Origin of the sequence: Thalassospira lohafexi, assembly GCF_002844275.1 — a bacterium.
Taxonomy (GTDB): Bacteria; Pseudomonadota; Alphaproteobacteria; order Rhodospirillales; family Thalassospiraceae; genus Thalassospira; species Thalassospira lohafexi.
This window is the reverse complement of sequence record NZ_NXGX01000003.1, coordinates 465033-483757: the sequence shown is the minus strand read 5'-3', so window position 1 is coordinate 483757 and position 18725 is coordinate 465033. Positions and strand designations below refer to the sequence as shown.

Below are 18725 nucleotides of genomic sequence, written 5' to 3'. Positions count from 1 at the left end.
ATAGCGGCCTTTGGGTTAAGCAATTCTTGCCACCGCCATCGTGCAATCAGCTTTCGACATCGCGGCGTTCATAAGGGTCACGCACCACCCATGTGCCGTTCCATTCACGGTCCTGTTCGCGGCGTTCCAGACGTTCCATCCGGTTCATCATCAGCTGGGCGGCAAAATCGCTGTCGTCAAATTCGATCACGGATTCATAAAGCGGACGGGCATCCTCAAAACGGCCATCGCGGTAATGGGCCATCGCGGCTTCATATTTCTTGCGCCATTCCTGGCGTTCATCTGAAAGCTGTCCACCGGCTGCAAGCACTTCATACAGATAGACCACTTTTTCCGTGCCCAGCAGCACCACATGGTCAAGGTCGCGCATTTCGATGTCACCCGTCGCCATATTGGCGGTTTCATGGGATGCCAGAATGCGCGTGCCATAAACCCGGTTGGCTTTTTCCAGACGGTTGGCATAGTTCACGCAATCGCCAACCACCGTATAGGCCCGTGATTTATCCGTCCCAATCGAGCCGACAACCACTTCGCCGGTCGCAATTCCGACACGGATATCAAGCCCGTGATCACCAATTAGATCAGCATATTTGGTTTTAAGCGCGTTAAAGCGTGCGACCTGTTCGAGTGCCGCCTGACAGGCATGACCGGCATGGGCACCTTCACCACAAAACGGTGGGCCCCAGAACCCGATCACCCGGTCGCCGACGAAATTGTCGATAATCCCGCTGTGTCCGGAAATCGGTTCGGTCATGGCGGTCAGATAATCATTAAGGAAATCCACCAGCTTTTCGGGGGCGGTATGTTCGGCCAGCCAGTCAAACCCGGTCAGATTGACAACACTGACCGTCATCACCCGCTTTTCAGAGGTTTCAAGCGCGGTTTCCTGACTGATCAGGTTATTGACGATTTTCGGATCGACATATTTGCCAAACCGTTCCCGCATGCGGAACCGCACACGTAATTCGCGGGTCATGCGGTTAAACGCATCGGCCAGACGGGCAAAATCGCCCTTGCCCTTGAAATCAAGGCTGGCGTCAAGTTTGCCCGACTGCACCGCATTAAGCGCATTGGTAACCTGACGCACGGCAATGACCACCGCATGGGCCATGTAATAGGCCAGCGACACGCCAATCACCACGGCGGCCAGCATCATGATAAACTCGGCCTGTATCAGGAAATCTTCGCGTGACGAGACGTTTTCGACCGTATCGGCGGCATATTTTTCCAGCAATAAAATCTCATTGCGCAGATCAAGCACGATATTGCGATGCAGGCCGCGCACCAGATTTTCCTGACGCTGGGCATCCATCAAATCATCATCCCTGACCCGGCTAAGCAACCGTTCAACGCCAAGGGAAAATTGCGCCGAGACATCAGCGAACTCACGCATGCGGACATCAAGATCAAGCAGAACGCCGTTATCGAAATGCCCCGATGCCTGTGCCCGGCCAAGGGCGGCAAAGGTGAATGCCTTGCGAAATGCCTGTTCGATCTGGGTTTGCTTGGCGTTGATTTCGATCTCAAGACCGTTCAAAAGCGGCGCGTGCGGGCCATCGTTTTCGACCACCCGCATATAGCGGTCAATCAGCGAAATCTGTTCAAGCTGACGCGCGCGCACATCCGAAATCGCATCCTTGACCGGCGTGACATAGCGCGACACCGCTTCGAGGTCGCCATTGATGCCAAGCGATTGAATGACAGAGAATCCGGTGGCCACAACCAGCCACACGACAAAAAAGGCCGCAACACCCAGGAACTTCGCCCGAACGGTCCGTAGCATGGCGGTCCTGATCCTCCGAAAAATCGCTGCACAAAGCGCGTTTATTGCTGCCATATCGGGATTGAAAGAGCGTTAAACAACCCAACCGACACCGCGCAAATGATTAAAAAGGCTACCTGATCGGCTTTCCTTGGTCAAAAAGCAATCATGATTGTGTGCAGGAATAATTTTCTGCCGTCCCCAATGATGTGATCCAGCGACCAATATCGCCAATCACGACCGGCCCATTGAGGTCACGCAACACCATGTGATAGCCCGACGCATACAAACATCTGGAATAGCGTGGTAAATTTTGCGCCCGAAGGTCACGATCAATCGCATCAATGGCATCGGGCGGAATGACCTGATCCTGCTGACCCGACAATAACAGGGTCGGAACTGTAATGTCCGCCGCCCGCGCGTGCGCCAAATCCATTAAATCGGCCACCCCGGCAATCATATCCACCCGCACCGCAGACATCATCTGTGGGTCGCGTGACAAACGACGCAGCATTTCAATATTATCGGACGGCCAAATATCAAGCCCCTGACCTGTAAGCGGCAACCACGGCAGACCATAGGACATCATACTCAGCGGCAAGGTTTGATACCACGGCATGGTGTTACGGTCCCAAACCGCCGGGGCGGCCAGCACGACCCCATCCATCAATGACGGCCGGGTCGCTGCGGTGACAATCGCCACAGCCCCGCCCATGGAATTGCCCAAAAGATAAATCGGAACATTGGGGTAACGTGCACGCAACAAAATCAGCATGTCGCTGGCATCATCAACCATGCTGCGTGTTCCGGCCCAGAACGGGCGCGTCGGGCTGCGCCCAAACCCGCGCTGATCATACGCGTAAACAGCAATGCCGGTCGGTCCAAGTGCGTCGCCAAGTTCCATAAACGCATTGGCATAATCGCCCATGCCATGCAGGCCAAGGATCACCGCAGACGGGTGATCAAGTGCGCCCCATGACTGCAGGGCAAGCCGGGTTCCATCACTTGTCTGAAAGCTGTCGGGGGTTAATGCAATTTGCGCAATTGGCGGCCCGGCGGAATGCACAGAAGGTGCGCAGGCTGACAGCATCAGCACCACCCCCGGCACCATCAAATATGCTAGAAAGCGAACCGAAATCCTTCGGAAGACCCGACGGAATAATTGAGTGACGAACACAGAAACTCCGAAGGAAAAGGTTTCAGACAAGACATTCATGTTAAAGCCAAAAACAAGAACCCCGCAACAAATTGCGGGGTTCTTATATCGATCATGACGGGCAAGGGCCGCCTGAGTTTCTGGTACCGCGCGGCAGCCTACGCCGCCGCACCGGCCCGCGCGGCATTATTATCGCGGGTCAGCATCAGGAAGATGTCTTCAAGATCGCCTTCCTCGGTCGACAGATCCTTAACCGCCAGACCACAGCCATGAATGGCTTCGAGGATTTCGGTCATCTGGGTGTTGCTGGGGCGATAATGCAGCGCAATCTGGTTTTCCGACCGAAGCTCCGCCCCCCAAGGGGCCAGCACATCGGGAACCGCATTGAGTTCATTATTCACCGTCAGGATCAGGGTTTTGTGATCAATCCGGCGCAGCAGGCTACGCTTATCTTCATGGGCAATGACTTTGCCCTGATTGATGATCGCGATCTCGTCACACAGTTCTTCGGCTTCTTCAAGATAGTGTGTGGTCAGAACGATGGTCACACCGGCGTTGTTCAGTTCTTTGACATAGGCCCAAAGCTGCTGACGCAATTCGATGTCGACCCCGGCGGTTGGTTCATCAAGAACCAGAACCGGTGGGGTATGAACCATGGCCTTACCAACCAAAAGGCGGCGACGCATCCCGCCCGAAAGCGATCTTGAGTACGAGTCTGCCTTGTCTGCCAGACCAAGGGCGGCAAGAATCTCGTCCGTGCGACGTTCCGGTTTGGGCACGCCATAGAGGCCAGCCTGCAATTCCATCGCCTGACGCGGGGTGAAAAATGCATCCAAATTTAGTTCCTGTGGCACGATCCCGATCGCGCAACGCGCCGCGCGCATTTCCGCCTCGATATCATGGCCCCAGATTTTTGCCGTGCCGTTTGTCTTGGTGACAAGACCGGCCAAGATGTTGATAAACGTTGACTTTCCGGCACCATTTGGTCCGAGAAGCGCGAAAAAAGACCCGCGGGGAATCTTCAGTGAAACATCATCAAGGGCAAGTTTTTCGCCGTTTGACCCCGTATAGACCTTGGTCAAGCCTTCGACTTCGATGGCATAGTCGGGCATTGCAGTCATGTGTCAGTGATCTCCACTCTTTTCCGCATCGCTTGTTTGCGCTAAGACCATGGAGCGCCATGAGCATGCGGAAGTATTGATTGAATATGCGCAATCGGTATCATCCCCGTTAAACCGGGGTCAATGCTGACCGCATCGCGTGGCCAATCCCGATGGCCATACAAAACTTGGAACTGGATATATGAAGCTCACCGAAGAAATCAAAGTCGGCACTCTGAATGTAGCCTGCGACGGCGGAAAAGGTCACCTTGGCCACCCGACCGTTTACCTCAATCTTGAGGAAAAAGGCGAGATCGTCTGCCCGTACTGCTCAAAAAAATATATCTTCGACAAATCCCAGGCCGATCACGCAGCCCATTAATCCGTTACGCCCGTTTGCGGGTATTGTAACCAGCCAGCGCGACACATTTCGTCAGCGCTTTGCGGATTAATCGGTCGTCACCAGCCTACGCCGCAGGAATTGCGGCCTATCCACGGGGAATTTCTATGACGTCTTCATCGCCCAAGCCCAACAGCTACCGCACCCTTCCTGATACGGACGGGCATTTTGGTAATTACGGTGGCCGTTTTGTCGCCGAAACGCTCATGCCACTGATTCTTGAGCTTGAGCAGGCCTATAAGGACGCCAAGAATGACCCGGAGTTCCAAAAGGAACTCGATTATTATCTGAAATATTACGTTGGCCGTCCAAGCCCGCTTTATTTCGCTGAACGCATGACAGCAGAACTTGGCGGGGCCAAGGTCTATTTCAAGCGTGACGAGCTCAACCACACCGGCGCGCATAAGATCAATAACTGTATTGGTCAGATCCTTCTGGCCATGCGCATGGGTAAAACCCGCATTATCGCCGAAACCGGTGCGGGTCAGCACGGTGTTGCAACCGCCACCGTTTGTGCGCGCTTTGGTCTGCCCTGCACGGTTTACATGGGGGCCAAAGACATCGAACGTCAGTCGCCCAATGTGTTCCGCATGAAGCTTCTGGGGGCTGAGGTCAAACCGGTCGAGTCGGGTTCGCGGTCGTTGAAAGACGCGATGAACGAAGCATTGCGTGACTGGGTTACCAACGTCGAAGACACGTTTTACATCATCGGCACCGCGGCTGGCCCACATCCCTATCCGGAACTTGTCCGTGATTTCCAGTGTGTGATCGGCAACGAAGCCAAGGAACAGATCATGGAAGCCGAAGGTCGCCTGCCCGATCTTCTGGTTGCCGCCATCGGGGGGGGATCAAACGCCATCGGGCTGTTCCATCCGTTCCTCGATGACAAGGATGTCGAAATCACTGGCGTCGAGGCGGCTGGTCACGGTGTTCATACCGGCAAGCATGCCGCCAGCCTGACGGCCGGCGCACCGGGCGTTTTGCACGGCAACCGTACATATCTTCTGATGGATGATGATGGTCAGATCACCGAGGCAGACTCGATTTCGGCCGGTCTTGATTATCCGGGGATTGGCCCGGAACATAGCTGGCTTAAGGATATCGGGCGTGTCAATTACGTTGCGATTACTGATAAGGAAGCCCTTGCTGCTTTCAAGCTGTGTTCTGAATGTGAGGGCATCATCCCGGCACTCGAACCCAGCCATGCACTGGCACATGTCATCAAAATCGCACCGACGATGAGCAAGGATAAAATCATCATCGTCAATCTGTGCGGCCGAGGTGACAAAGACATCTTTACCGTGGCTGAAGCACTGGGAGTTAAACTGTGAGCGACGCAATCATTGGCGGCAAAGACCGCATCGAAAAACGTTTTGCCAAGCTCAAGGAAGAAGGCCGTGCCGGTCTTGTAACCTTCATCACGGCGGGTGACCCGGACCCCGAAGCTTCGTTTGAAATCCTCAAGGCCCTGCCAGAAGCCGGGGCGGATATCATCGAACTGGGCATGCCGTTCACCGATCCGATGGCCGATGGCCCCGCCATTCAGGAAGCATCGAACCGTGCACTTGCAGCGGGCATGCACATGCGCAAAACGCTGTCGCTGGTGCGTGGTTTCCGTGATCAGGACCACGAAACGCCGATCATTCTGATGGGCTATTACAACCCGATCTACATCTATGGCGTGGCAGAATTCCTTGAAGATGCGCGCAATGCCGGGGTTGATGGCCTGATTGTTGTTGATCTGCCGCCCGAAGAAGACGAAGAGCTTTGTGTTCCGACCGTCGAAAAAGGTCTATCGTTCATTCGACTGACCACACCGACCTCTGATGACAAGCGTTTGCCGAAACTTGTTCAGAATACATCCGGCTTTGTTTACTATGTGTCGGTGGCCGGGGTAACCGGTGCCGGTTCGGCAAGCAATGAGCAGATTATCGAAGCAATGGAACGCCTGCGTCGTCATACCAAACTGCCGATCGCAGTCGGGTTTGGCATCAAGACAGCCGCACAGGCCGCCGAGGTCGCAAGACAGGCCGATGCAGCTGTTGTTGGTTCGGCAATCGTATCAAAAATTGCCGAAAGTCTTGACGAAAACGGCAAGGCCACCGATAAGACCGCCTCTATGGTTACCGGCCTTGTACGCGAACTGGCAAACGGGGTCCGGGACGCACGCAAATAAGCAATCGCTGTGCGTTTGTAAAAGAACCGATATAGACAGAACCTAAGGATCAGTATCCGATATGTCGTGGCTGACTGAATTCGTCCGTCCCAAGATTCAACAACTTGTTCGCCGGACAGATGTGCCCGAAAATCTTTGGCACAAATGCAAATCATGCGAACAGATGATTTTCCACCGTGACCTGGCAAAGAACAATCATGTTTGCCAGCATTGTGGGCATCACATGCGGATTTCCGCGCAAAACCGTCTTGAACTCCTGTTTGATGGGGGTAAATACCAAACCATCGAACTGCCGAATGTTCCGGTTGACCCGCTGAAATTCCGCGATCAGAAAAAATACACTGACCGCCTCAAAGCAGCTCAAGCCAAAGCAACCTATAAGGATGCGCTGGCTGTTGCCCATGGTGAGGTCGGTGGTCATGCCACGGTGATTGCCGTTTTCGATTTCTCCTTTATGGGCGGATCGATGGGGATCGCGGTTGGCGAGGGCATCGTTGCCGCGGCCGAACTGGCATCGGTTCAGGATGCGGCTTTGATCATTGTCCCGGCATCGGGCGGTGCACGTATGCAAGAAGGCATCCTTAGCCTGATGCAGATGGCGCGCACCACGGCTGCGATTGAAAAGGTCAAGGAAAAGGGCCTGCCCTATTTCGTGCTGCTGACCGATCCGACCACAGGGGGTGTTTCGGCATCCTTTGCCATGCTCGGTGACATTCAGGTTGCCGAACCCGGTGCCCAGATCGGCTTTGCCGGTCGGCGCGTGATTGAAAACACCATTCGCGAAAAACTGCCTGACGACTTCCAGACAGCAGAATATCTGATGGACCATGGCATGGTCGATATGGTGGTTCCGCGCAACGAATTGAACGCGACCTTTGGCCGCCTGATTGACATGATCCGCCGCACCAAACCCGGTGCGTCGATTGTCCCGATCAAGGATGCCAAGAAAAAGCCGGACACCAAAGGTGCCAAAACAGACAAGTAACACAGCCCGAAGCGATGCAATCATTGCACGCCTTGGTCAGTTGCACCCGAAAGTCATTGATCTTTCACTCGGGCGGATTACCCGGCTTCTTGAAAAGCTTGGAAATCCGCACCTGAGTCTGCCGCCTGTCATTCATTTGGCTGGCACCAACGGCAAAGGCTCCACCCAGGCTTATTTGCGCGCGATTTATGAGGCGGCTGGCCTTCGGGTTCATTGCTCGACATCCCCGCATCTTGTGCGTTTTCACGAACGTATTGTCGTTGCCGGTGCGCAGATTTCCGAACAGGCGCTTTGTGACCTGCTTGAAGAAGTCGAAACCGTTAATAACGGCGATTCCATTACCTTCTTTGAAATTGCACAGGCCGCGGCATTTCTGGCCTTTGCGCGCATTCCCGCCGATGTTCTGATCCTTGAAACCGGACTGGGCGGACGGGTGGATGCGTCCAATGTGCTTGATACCCCTGCGGCAACCGTGATCACGCCAATCTCGCTTGATCATCAGGGGTTCCTTGGCGATACGATTGCCAAAATTGCCTTTGAAAAGGCCGGGATCATGAAGCCGGGCGTGGTCAGCATCCTCGCCCCGCAACCCCTTGAAGCCTTTGATACGCTTGCCCGTCATGCCAACACGATTGGCGCGCCGATCTTTTGTGATTTTGACGTCGTTGACGAAACGGCTGATGGTTTTATGCTGCGCATCGGGCGCGACACATTAAACCTGCCACGGCCTGCCCTTCCCGGTCGGCATCAATATGTCAACGCCGCCACGGCGATTGCCACGGTGCGCAAGGCCAATATACCCGGCAGTGATGGCATGGATGTGGATGTTCTGGCCAATGGGTTGCGCTCAGCACAATGGCCCGCACGCTTGCAGCGCCTTAAAAAAGGTCCGCTGATCGACGTCCTGCCGGAAAATTGTGAGCTTATCCTGGATGGCGGCCATAATATCGCCGCTGCCGAGGTGATCTCTGAATGGCTGTCACAACAGCCCAAGGGCGATACGCTTGTGATTGTCGGTATGCTTGATAACCGTGACCCTGTGGCCTTTCTGGCACCACTGGCACCCCATGTATCGGCCTTGGCGGGGATTGTTATTCCCGGCGATCATGAGGCGCATGATGCCACCACCCTGCAAAACGCCGGGCGTGATTGCGGCATTGCCAAAAGCCACGCCTGTAACGACCTCAAACACGCGGTTGAGGTTTTGCTGACAGAAACCCCGGCGCCATCGCGGATTTTGATCCTTGGGTCGCTGTATCTGGCCGGTGTCGTTCTGGAAAATCATTCCTGATCAGGCGAATGCGGCGATCTTTTCAATCAGATCGTCAGCATCCCCGTCTGACAATAAATGCCCGGCTGATCTAAGCCGGATGCAGCCCGCATGGGGAAAATGATCAGTGTAAGCGTCCTGATGTTCCGCTGGCACGATGCGATCATCCGCACTGTGACAGAAATACAGGTCTTTTAGACCCTGTAATGCGGCAATTTCCGGTGCAGACAAGGCAAAATCCGTCACTTCCCAGTCTTTTAGGCCCCAAAACGGTGCTGAAATGCTAAAAGCCGCCGATAACCAGTTATCATCACGGTATATTTCACGATTTCGCCCGAGATACTGCAAAATCGTTGACCCACGAAGCGAATGACCGGCAAGCACCGCCCCCGGTCGGACATCAGACTTGCTGTTGGAAACCACGCGGTCAATTTCGCGAAGCCATAGTTCAACGTCGGGGCGCTCCGGGGTCGGCATTTCCGGTGCGACAATGCGAAACTGGCCGTCCAGCGCGGCTTCAAGCCGGGCTAGAAACCGGCTACTGCCGTCATCTCCGCCCTGTTTTCCTGCGCTGTGGATAAAAATCAAGTCGCGGCGCATAAAGGTCCTCCGCTGCTCATGGTTCAGAATGCGTTAGATTTCCGGCAAACGGACCTTGCCACCATTGCCGTTTCCAGATCCCCCGCCCGTTGCATCACCACGGCCATCGGTACTGCGTAGCCGCAGGTTGCCTGCTTTGTGGACTTTGCGGCGATCCTGTCGCACACCGGGCGGCAGGTTACCATGACCCGCCGAGCCTATTGGGTCGCCTGCCGGTGTGAAATCGCCATATTTTACCGTTTCACGGCGCACCTTACGTCCGGTTATCCATGTATAACCAAGGACATACAGCAGAAATCCACCGACCCCGATGGTCAGGATCAAGAACTGCAAAACCGGGATGAAACTGCCAAAAAGGGCACCGCCGCCATAGATCATAAAAATGCAAAGGGCGGCCACCGGGGCAAGCGCCAAAAAGAAAATGCCCCGAACCTTGTGCCGAATGGGCCCGTAATGCATCAGCATGGCGTAAAACAGATACATCAACGCGACAAACACCACGAGTTTGATCAGCAAGACAAAATGATCAAAGTTTGCAAGGCGTTCATTGCGTTCATACACGCCAAAGACAATGAACAAGCCATGCAGAACCAACCCAAAACTGCCAAAAGTCAGGACAAAACGCAGCCATGCACTGACGCTAAAAAATCGGCGCCATCCTGTATCGTTCGCAGCTACCCCGCGACGATCACCTTGCTTCTTTTTGCCTTGCCGGGTCGAGAGCCTCATATCATCTGAAAGCTCACGTACCGGACCTGCAGTTTCAACGCCGATGCCCTTTGGGCTAAATTCCGGCTTGCTTGTTTTCCGGGCCACGAACCGGATCTCCCATGTCCCTTGGGATGAAGTTATCACATCACCATAGCAACACCGCAGCAGAACGATAAGCACAAACAGACCGTCCGCCAAAAATCGTCCAGCCCCCGGTATTTAGCTTATTTGTTTTGATATCGAAATATACATCAACCCAGCGTCAAAGGCCGACACTTTGCCACCCGTTTTTGTCAGGAGACAGGCGCGGTTTTTGATCGTAGGCGACACCGCGCCCTCGACTTACCGACACGGATCGGGCATTCTGCGGGCCAACATTATCCTCGAACATAAGAGCAAGAGACGCATGACAGATTCCGCCCCATCCGACACCAAGACGTCCAGCGGACAAAAACCGCGCCGCGTCGTACTGGTTGATGGTTCCGGCTTTATTTTCCGCGCCTTTCATGCCCTGCCGCCGATGACCAGTCCGGACGGCACGCCGGTAAACGCGGTGTATGGTTTCTGCACCATGCTGATGAAACTGCGCGAAGACACCAAGCCCGACCATATGGCGGTCATTTTTGACCCCAAGGGCAAGACGTTCCGCAATGATTTCTATCCCGAATACAAGGCACACCGCCCACCAGCGCCCGAAGAACTGGTGCCGCAGTTTGGCCTGATCCGCGATGCGACCCGGGCGTTCAACCTGCCGTCGATCGAGCTCGAAGGATATGAGGCCGACGACCTGATCGCGACCTATGCCCGTCAGGCCGAAGCCGAAGGTTCTGACGTCATTATCGTGTCTTCGGACAAGGATTTAATGCAGCTTGTCACCGACCGGGTGCAAATGTTTGATGCGATGAAGAATCGTACCATTGGTGCTGCCGAGGTGATGGAGAAGTTTGGTGTTTCTCCAAACAAAGTCATCGATATTCAGGCACTTGCCGGTGATTCTGTTGATAACGTCCCCGGTGTTCCGGGCATTGGCATTAAGACCGCATCCCAACTTATTGATGAATATGGTGATCTTGATTCTCTACTGGAGCGCGCAGGCGAAATCAAACAGCCCAAGCGCCGCGAAAAACTGATCGAGAATGCCGAACTGGCCCGTATTTCCCGACGTCTGGTCACCTTGAAAACCGACGTTCCAGTGGTTGAGCAGATCAGTGGGTTTGAATTAAAAGAACCCGACGCAGAAGTTCTTTTAAGCTTTATTGCAAGTCATGGCTTTAAATCACTGCTTTCTAAAGTAAAAGCAAAATTTGGCGGCGATATTGAATTTGAAAGCCCGACCCAGCCCGGTGTCGGTGTCAATAAAATCAATGTCGAAAAGGCAGAATATGAACTTGTGCAGGATGAAGAACGTCTAAGGCACTGGATTGCAAAGGCCGAATATGCCGGGACAGTTGCGGTTGATACCGAAACCACGTCCCTTGATGCCCATCAGGCCAAACTGGTTGGCATTTCACTTTCGACAGAGCCTGGAAATGGCTGTTACATCCCGCTGGGGCACGGCAAGAGTGCTGAGAACAGCGAAGCCAAAGGCACGCAAGGCGGATTTGATTTTGGCGATGCCAAAGAGGCCCCTGCCAAGGCCGACATCCCCAAACAAATCGCGCTTGATCGCGCCATTGAGCTGATCAAACCGTTGTTGCAGGACACCGGTGTTCTGAAAATCGGTCAGAACCTGAAATACGATATGATTGTTCTGTCGCGTCATGGCATTGATGTCGCCCCGATGGATGACACCATGGTGCTGTCCTATGTCCTTGATGGCACCAGCCACGGACACGGCATGGACGAACTGGCTGACCTGCATCTTGATTACCAGCCAATAAAGTTCTCGGAGGTTTGCGGGTCGGGCAAAACCCAGATCACCTTTGATCAGGTCCCGCTTGATAAGGCGCTGGACTATGCCGCCGAGGATGCCGATATCACCCTTCGCCTGCATCGGTTACTTAAACCCCGTATTGCTCAGGAACATATGGCAAGCGTCTATGAAACGCTGGACCGCCCGTTGGTGCCGGTCTTGGCCAAAATGGAACGGCTGGGGGTTAAGGTTGATACCGACATCCTTAAAAACCTGTCGGATGACTTTGCCAAACGCATGGCGATACTCGAAAAAACCATCCATGAAATGGCTGGTGAACCGTTCAACCTTGGCAGTCCCAAGCAGCTCGGCGAAATTCTGTTTGATAAAATGAGCCTGCCGGGTGGCAAGAAAACCAAAACCGGCGCATGGCAAACCGGTGCTGACGTTCTTGAAGGATTGGCTGCACTCGGTCATGACCTGCCGACCAAAATTTTGGAATGGCGCCAACTGTCAAAACTTAAAAGTACTTACACCGATGCCTTGGCAAATCACGTTAACCCGCTGACTGGGCGCGTTCATACAAGCTACGGTCAAACCAACGTCAATACCGGGCGGTTGTCGTCAAACGATCCGAACCTGCAAAACATCCCGATCCGCAGCGAAGAAGGCCGGAAAATCCGCACCGCCTTTGTTGCCGATAAGGGCTGCAAGCTTATTTCTGCCGACTATTCGCAGATCGAGCTGCGTCTTCTGGCCCATGTGGCCGAAATTGATGCGCTGCGCGAAGCGTTCAAAAACGGCGAGGATATCCACGCCGCCACCGCATCAAAGGTGTTTGGTGTCCCGATTGAGGGCATGGACCCGATGGTGCGCCGTAAGGCCAAGGCAATTAACTTTGGCATCATCTATGGCATATCTGCCTTTGGTCTGGCCAATCAGCTCGGCATTGGCCAAAAAGAAGCCAAGGCCTTCATCGAAGCCTATTTCGAAATTTACCCCGGCATTCGCGATTACATGGATCAGGCCAAGGAATTTGCCAAAAAACATGGCCATGTCCGCACCCTGTTTGGCCGCAACATCCATATCAATGGCATCAATGATAAAAACGGCATGCGCCGAAGCTTTGGCGAGCGTGCCGCCATCAACGCCCCGATTCAGGGTGGGGCTGCCGATATCATCAAACGTGCAATGATCGCGGTTCCCGGTGCTTTGGTTGATGCCGGCCTTAAAACCCGGATGCTGTTACAGGTCCACGATGAATTGATCTTTGAAGCCCCGGAAGACGAGGCCGAAAAAGCCATCAAGATCATCCGCGATGTCATGGAAAATGCCGCCCATCTGTCGGTGCCGCTGATTGTCGATGCGGGCATTGGCGATAGCTGGGCGGATGCGCATTAGATCATCCCCCCTCGATCATTTAAAACCTCGGCATCTGTCAAAATGCCGAGGTTTTTCTTTGGCCACTTGGCCCTGCGCCTTGCCGTCGCACCACTACATTAAATAATCCTTATTAAACATCTGTGATTGTTTATAAACACGATCAATACACCAATTAATACAATATAAATCTAATGAAATAGCCTTTCGAACCTTGACCGGAATCACCACTTATGGATAGGTTTCTGCGGGCAGAGGGAGGAAACAATGCGTGTTCCGGTGCAACGCCGATTGATCACCCAGAAGATTATGTGGGGTGGTTTGATCATGTGTGTTGCGCTGATAGTGTCGATCCCAACGGTACGCGCCGATGACCCACCACATTCGACAAAACCGATTATTAACCTCGTCACGCTGGACTGGCCGCCCTATAGCACTGTCAATCTGCCGGATGGTGGACTTCTATCGCGTGTGGTAACCGCAGCCTTTGATCAGGTCGATATCGACCACACAATCGAAGTCTATCCTTGGAAACGCGCACTTTTAAACATCCTGAACAATCGCGGGTTTGAAGCCATATTTCCGCTTTATGACAACCCTGAACGGCGTCGTCAGTTCCTGTTTTCCGAACCAATCGGCACCAGTCCGCTCGGCTTTGTACATTTGCGTTCAACTGAATTTTCCTGGGAAAACCTTAGCGACCTCAAAGAATATGCCGTCGGCTATGTCAAGGGCTATGGCTATGAATCACACTTGGTCGCCATGCTCGAAAGCACCAGCATGAATTCCTTTGGTATGCGCGACGATGAAACTCTTCTGCGCCAACTCATTACCGGCCATGTCGAAGTGGCCGTGATTGATCACAATGTTGCCCGCTATCTTCTTCACAATAACCCCGGCCTTCGCGATGCGGAAAACCTTGTTATCTACAACCCGCATCTGGTGATCGAACAAACATTGCATGTCGGATTCCCGCCCTCATCACAGGGCCTTAGGCAACGTGATGCCTTTAACAAGGGTCTTGGCCGGTTAAGCTGCATGCCCCCCGCATGCATCCCCGATGCGGTTGCCAACATAATGCCTTTGCGACCAGAAACCAAAGCCGTCAATAGCCAATAAAAACACCGGCCTGATGTCTCTGGCCGGTGTTAATCATCTCACGGTATAAAGTCGGCTGTGACACGTCCGATGTCAGGCTTAAAGCCCCAAGACATCGCGCATGGAATAAAGTCCCGGCGCCTTGCCTTCGGCCCATTTTGCGGCCCGCACGGCCCCCTTGGCGAACACTTCGCGTGAGGATGCCTTGTGGGTGATCTCGATGCGCTCACCCTCGCAGGCAAAGACAACCGTATGATCACCGACAACATCGCCACCGCGGAGCGTCGCAAAACCGATTGTGCCGTCCTCACGCGCACCTGTATGCCCGTCGCGTGATCGCACCGACACATCATCAAGCACAACACCACGCCCCTTGGCAGCGGCTTCACCAAGGCCAAGGGCGGTCCCTGACGGCGCATCGACCTTGTGCTTGTGATGCATTTCAACGATTTCGATGTCGGCCACGTCCTTATCAAGAACCGCCGCCACCTTTTCGACCAGTGCAAAGGCAAGATTGACACCGACACTCATGTTCGGCGCAAAAATGATCGGGGCGTTTTGCGCCGCAACTTTCAACTCGTCTTTCTGGTCATTGGAAAGCCCGGTCGTACCAATCACAAGGATGGTCCCGGTTTCAGCCGCCAGTTTCGCGTGTTTCATGGTGGCCGCCGGGGCGGTGAAATCAATCACCGCATCAACGGTTTCAAACAACGCCTTGGGATCGTCACCAACCAGAACGCCACTTTCTTCCAGACCGGCAATCAAGGTGACGTCCTTGCCAATGAATGAACTGCCCGGAAGATCCGTGCCGCCACCAACTTCGCAGCCCTTGGTCTTGGCCGTTTCATTCACCAGCATCCGGCCCATCCGGCCAGCACAACCAACAATCCCGACTTTCATTTCCGGTCTCCTAGGATCCGTAATTTCAAACGTGTGATTGCTTTATCACATGCCGCCGCACGATGAAATCACCGGAAATGCGCAAAAGACCAGCATCAGCCCATTCAGGCTGATGTCACCGCCTGTGCCGCAATCGCATTAAGCTCGGCAATCGCATCCGCCGGGATCGTCAAACCCGCCGCCGCAAGGTTCTGTGACAAGTGTTTGCGCGACGATGTCCCCGGAATAAGCAGGATATTGGGGGACCGCTGTAATAACCACGCAAGCGCGACCTGCATCGGCGATGCCTCAAGACGTTTGGCAACCTGTGACAAGGTTTCTGACTGCAATGGCGAGAAGCCCCCAAGCGGGAAAAACGGCACATAGGGAATGCCATCCGCCGCCAGATCGTCAATCAAACCGTCGTCATCGCGATGGGCAAGGTTGTACTGGTTCTGGACACAGGCGATGTCGCAAATCTCGCGCCCTTCGGCAATTTGGGTCGGGGTGACGTTCGACAGGCCGATATGACGGATAAGGCCTTGTTTTTGCAACTCGGCAAGAACCGAAAGCGGTTCACCAATCGATCCTTCCGCCGGGCCATGAAGCCCGTGCATGGAGCGGAAATTGACCACATCAATCGCATCAATGCCCAGATTGCGCAGATTGTCATGCACCGCCGATGTCAGTTCGTCGGGCGACAGGGCTGGCAACCAAGCACCATCATCGCCGCGTTTTGCCGCGATCTTGGTCACAATCACTAAATCATCCTGATAAGGATGAAGCGCTTCCTTGATCAGTTGATTGGTGATGTGCGGCCCGTAAAAGTCGCTGGTATCGATGTGATTGACCCCGGCTTCGCGGGCGGCATGTAAAACCGCAATCGCCTCATTCCGGTCCTTTGGCGGGCCAAACACCCCCGGCCCAGCCAACTGCATCGCGCCATAGCCCATGCGGTTCACCGTCAAATCACCAATCGCAAATGTTCCTGCCTGTTCGATCATGGTCATGGGAATTCTCCTTCCTATCAGGATTTCTGTCTGACAGGACGCTAACGCCTATTCCCGTGATCAACAATCCGGTACAATTGATACAGGTTGTACGGAATTTGGAACAATGAAACTGGATCTGGCCACCATCACCGCCTTTGTCACGGTCGCGCGCGCCGGGGGTTTTCGCGAAGGTGCCCGCCTGAGCAACGGCAGCGCATCGCGCTTAAGCGATCAGGTTCGCCGCCTTGAATCGCAACTTGGCGTGCGGCTGTTTAACCGCAGCACGCGCAGTGTCGCCCTGACCGAGGCCGGAGAAGGACTGTTGCAACGGCTTTCCCCAGCACTTGATGAAATGGAACTCGCACTTGATGTCGTTAACAGCTATCGGGACCGGCCGGTCGGGACCCTTAAACTGAATGTCCCGGTCAGTGCCGCCCGTCTTGTCCTGCCCGATATCATCCCGGCCTTTCTGGCCGCCTATCCCGGTATCCGGGTCGAAATCATCACCGAAGAAAGCTTTGTCGATGTTCTGGCCGAAGGATGTGATGCCGGCATCCGGTATGATGAAAGCCTTGAACAGGACATGATCGCCATTCCGATTGGCCCGCGCAGCCAGCGTTTTGCCGCTGCCGCATCGCCCGGATATCTAAAACAGCACGGCATACCCGAACATCCCCGTGACCTTCTGGACCATGCCTGCCTGCGTGGCCGCTTTGCCAGCGGGGCACTACATCCGTGGGAATTTGAACGCGGCGACGAAACCATCGAACTCAACCCGACCGGTCCGTTACTTGTCCGACCGGGCGGCGGGACCGACCTTGCGACTGTGGCCGCTTGTCAGGGCACAGGCATCCTTTATCTGTTTGAAGACTGGCTCCAGCCCTATTTTGACAGCGGAGCACTCGTCCCGGTGCTGTCGGACTGGTGGCCGCGGTTTCCGGGACCCAAACTGTATTATCCGGGACGTCGGCTTGTCCCGACACCCTTGCGGACCTTTATTGATTTCGTCAAAAGCCACCCTTGGCCAAGCCATCCGGCCAAAGAAAAACCCCACTCCGCATAACAGAGTGGGGTTAAATCCTTTTTCGTTCCAAAACCGGAACGATATTGCATGGTGCCTAGTCCGTCAGGTCTTTCCAGATTTCTTTCATCTTGGAAAAGAAGCCTTCGCTTTCCGGGCTGGAGCCTTCTGCACGCGAAATCTCGTCGAATTCTTCCAGAAGTTCTTTCTGGCGGTCGGTCAGATTGACCGGCGTTTCGACGCTGATTTCAACAAACATGTCCCCGCGCGCCTGAGACCGCAGGATGGTCATGCCCTTGCCCCGCAGCCGAAGCTGCTGACCCGACTGGGTTCCGGCTGGAATGTTGATCCGGGTGCGCGTGCCTTCAATGGTCGGCACCTCGATGGTGCCACCAAGGGCAGCCTTGCCCATCGGGATCGGAATCCGGCAATACAGGTTCGCCCCTTCACGCTGGAAGAACCGGTGATGCGCAATATCAAGGAAGATATAAAGATCACCCGCCGGTGCCCCATTGGTTCCGGCTTCGCCTTCGCTCGCGAGGCGAATACGTGTGCCGTCCTCAACCCCTTGCGGGATCGTGACCTGCAGGGTTTTTTCCTTTTCAACGCGACCGACACCATGGCACGATTTGCACGGGTTTTTAACGATCTTGCCTTTGCCATGACAGCTCGGGCAGGTGCGTTCAATGGTAAAGAACCCTTGCTGGGCACGGACTTTACCGTGGCCATTACAAGTCGGGCAGGTCACAGGCTGGGAACCGGCTTCTGCACCGGTACCGTCACATTCTTCACACGAAACCGATCCCGGAATGGTGATTTCGGCTTTCTTGCCTTCGAATGCTTCTTCGAGCGTGATCGCCATATTGTAGCGCAGATCGGCACCGCGCGACGATCCACCGCCACCACGGCGACCACCGCCCCCCATAGCGCCAAAGATTTCGTCGAAGACATCGGAAAATCCGCCGCCACCGAAACCGCCGCCGCCAAAGCCACCACCTCCAAAGCCGCCCCCACCGGGACCACCCTGTTCAAAGGCAGCATGACCAAAACGATCATAGGCCGCGCGCTTTTCGTCATCCTTGAGGATTTCGTACGCTTCGTTGACCTGCTTGAATTTAACTTCGGCTTCGGTATTGCCCGGATTTTTATCCGGATGGAATTTCATGGCCTGCTTGCGATAGGCGCTTTTGAGCTCGGCCGCGCTGGCGTCTTTACTGACACCCAACAGCTCGTAGTAATCTTCTTTCGCCATCTGTAACTCCGAAATACGGTCGGGCCGTCCCAGCAGTTTCTGCGTCCGGAACGGCCCGATTTTTATTTACAGGGCGTCGTTAAAGACGACC

16 protein-coding genes are annotated in these 18725 nt (G+C 54.4%); 8 read left to right on the top strand and 8 right to left on the bottom strand.

Features of this window, described 5'->3' with window-relative positions; all coding sequences use genetic code 11:
* Positions 1 to 46: 46 nt before the first annotated feature.
* The 3 genes from COO92_RS09240 to COO92_RS09230 all read right to left on the bottom strand — a co-directional run bounded on the left by COO92_RS09240 (position 47) and on the right by COO92_RS09230 (position 4039).
* Positions 47 to 1783, bottom strand: a complete 1737-nt coding sequence (locus tag COO92_RS09240; RefSeq protein WP_101301547.1) for an adenylate/guanylate cyclase domain-containing protein — start codon at positions 1781 to 1783, stop codon at positions 47 to 49.
* 145 nt (positions 1784 to 1928) lie between these two features.
* Positions 1929 to 2852: an alpha/beta hydrolase gene (locus tag COO92_RS09235; RefSeq protein WP_240626385.1), complete on the bottom strand. Its 924-nt coding sequence runs from the start codon at positions 2850 to 2852 to the stop codon at positions 1929 to 1931.
* 224 nt (positions 2853 to 3076) lie between these two features.
* On the bottom strand, positions 3077 to 4039 hold the full coding sequence (locus COO92_RS09230; RefSeq protein ID WP_022732835.1) for an ABC transporter ATP-binding protein: 963 nt from the start codon (positions 4037 to 4039) through the stop codon (positions 3077 to 3079).
* 181 nt (positions 4040 to 4220) lie between these two features.
* Here COO92_RS09230 and COO92_RS09225 point away from each other — a divergent pair, with 181 nt between their 5' ends.
* From COO92_RS09225 to COO92_RS09205, 5 genes are all read left to right on the top strand, one after another.
* A complete protein-coding gene (locus tag COO92_RS09225; RefSeq protein ID WP_022732836.1) occupies positions 4221 to 4400 on the top strand; it encodes a zinc-finger domain-containing protein in 180 nt (59 codons plus the stop codon).
* A gap of 125 nt (positions 4401 to 4525) precedes the next feature.
* Positions 4526 to 5749 carry a tryptophan synthase subunit beta gene (gene trpB, locus COO92_RS09220; RefSeq protein ID WP_022732837.1) on the top strand — a complete coding sequence of 408 codons (1224 nt, stop codon included), beginning with the start codon at positions 4526 to 4528 and terminating at the stop codon, positions 5747 to 5749.
* Positions 5746 to 6594, top strand: a complete 849-nt coding sequence (trpA, locus tag COO92_RS09215) for a tryptophan synthase subunit alpha (protein ID WP_101301544.1) — start codon at positions 5746 to 5748, stop codon at positions 6592 to 6594. The genes trpB and trpA overlap by 4 nt, the downstream gene beginning before the upstream one ends.
* Before the next feature lie 61 nt (positions 6595 to 6655).
* Positions 6656 to 7579, top strand: coding sequence for an acetyl-CoA carboxylase, carboxyltransferase subunit beta (accD, locus tag COO92_RS09210; RefSeq protein ID WP_101301542.1), 924 nt, complete (start codon positions 6656 to 6658; stop codon positions 7577 to 7579).
* Positions 7560 to 8870 (top strand): bifunctional folylpolyglutamate synthase/dihydrofolate synthase, encoded by a 1311-nt coding sequence (locus COO92_RS09205; protein ID WP_240626384.1) that lies wholly within the window; start codon positions 7560 to 7562, stop codon positions 8868 to 8870. Before accD ends, COO92_RS09205 begins: the two co-directional genes overlap by 20 nt.
* On the opposite strand, the gene COO92_RS09200 is transcribed toward COO92_RS09205, so the two are convergent.
* Positions 8871 to 9449 (bottom strand): alpha/beta fold hydrolase, encoded by a 579-nt coding sequence (locus tag COO92_RS09200; RefSeq protein WP_101301539.1) that lies wholly within the window; start codon positions 9447 to 9449, stop codon positions 8871 to 8873. It lies immediately after the preceding gene.
* A 33-nt stretch (positions 9450 to 9482) separates the two neighbouring features.
* A complete protein-coding gene (locus COO92_RS09195) occupies positions 9483 to 10265 on the bottom strand; it encodes a hypothetical protein (RefSeq protein WP_206186384.1) in 783 nt (260 codons plus the stop codon).
* A 301-nt stretch (positions 10266 to 10566) separates the two neighbouring features.
* Here COO92_RS09195 and polA point away from each other — a divergent pair, with 301 nt between their 5' ends.
* On the top strand, positions 10567 to 13413 hold the full coding sequence (gene polA, locus COO92_RS09190) for a DNA polymerase I (protein WP_101301537.1): 2847 nt from the start codon (positions 10567 to 10569) through the stop codon (positions 13411 to 13413).
* Positions 13414 to 13659: 246 nt separating this feature from the next.
* Positions 13660 to 14511, top strand: a complete 852-nt coding sequence (locus tag COO92_RS09185; protein ID WP_101301536.1) for a substrate-binding periplasmic protein — start codon at positions 13660 to 13662, stop codon at positions 14509 to 14511.
* A 78-nt stretch (positions 14512 to 14589) separates the two neighbouring features.
* Here the strand turns inward: COO92_RS09185 and dapB are convergent, their stop codons facing one another.
* Together dapB and COO92_RS09175 are read right to left on the bottom strand one after the other, a co-directional pair.
* The gene (dapB, locus tag COO92_RS09180; RefSeq protein WP_101301533.1) at positions 14590 to 15390 is read right to left on the bottom strand and encodes a 4-hydroxy-tetrahydrodipicolinate reductase; all 801 of its coding nucleotides are present in this window, start codon (positions 15388 to 15390) and stop codon (positions 14590 to 14592) included.
* 104 nt (positions 15391 to 15494) lie between these two features.
* Positions 15495 to 16379 (bottom strand): aldo/keto reductase family oxidoreductase, encoded by an 885-nt coding sequence (locus COO92_RS09175; RefSeq protein WP_101301532.1) that lies wholly within the window; start codon positions 16377 to 16379, stop codon positions 15495 to 15497.
* A 106-nt stretch (positions 16380 to 16485) separates the two neighbouring features.
* On the opposite strand from COO92_RS09175, the gene COO92_RS09170 reads away from it, so the two are divergent.
* Entirely contained in the window at positions 16486 to 17424 is a 939-nt protein-coding gene (locus tag COO92_RS09170) for a LysR family transcriptional regulator (protein ID WP_101301530.1), read from the top strand.
* Positions 17425 to 17479: 55 nt separating this feature from the next.
* On the opposite strand, the gene dnaJ is transcribed toward COO92_RS09170, so the two are convergent.
* Entirely contained in the window at positions 17480 to 18634 is a 1155-nt protein-coding gene (gene dnaJ, locus COO92_RS09165) for a molecular chaperone DnaJ (protein ID WP_101301528.1), read from the bottom strand.
* Between the last annotated feature and the right edge of the window lie 91 nt (positions 18635 to 18725).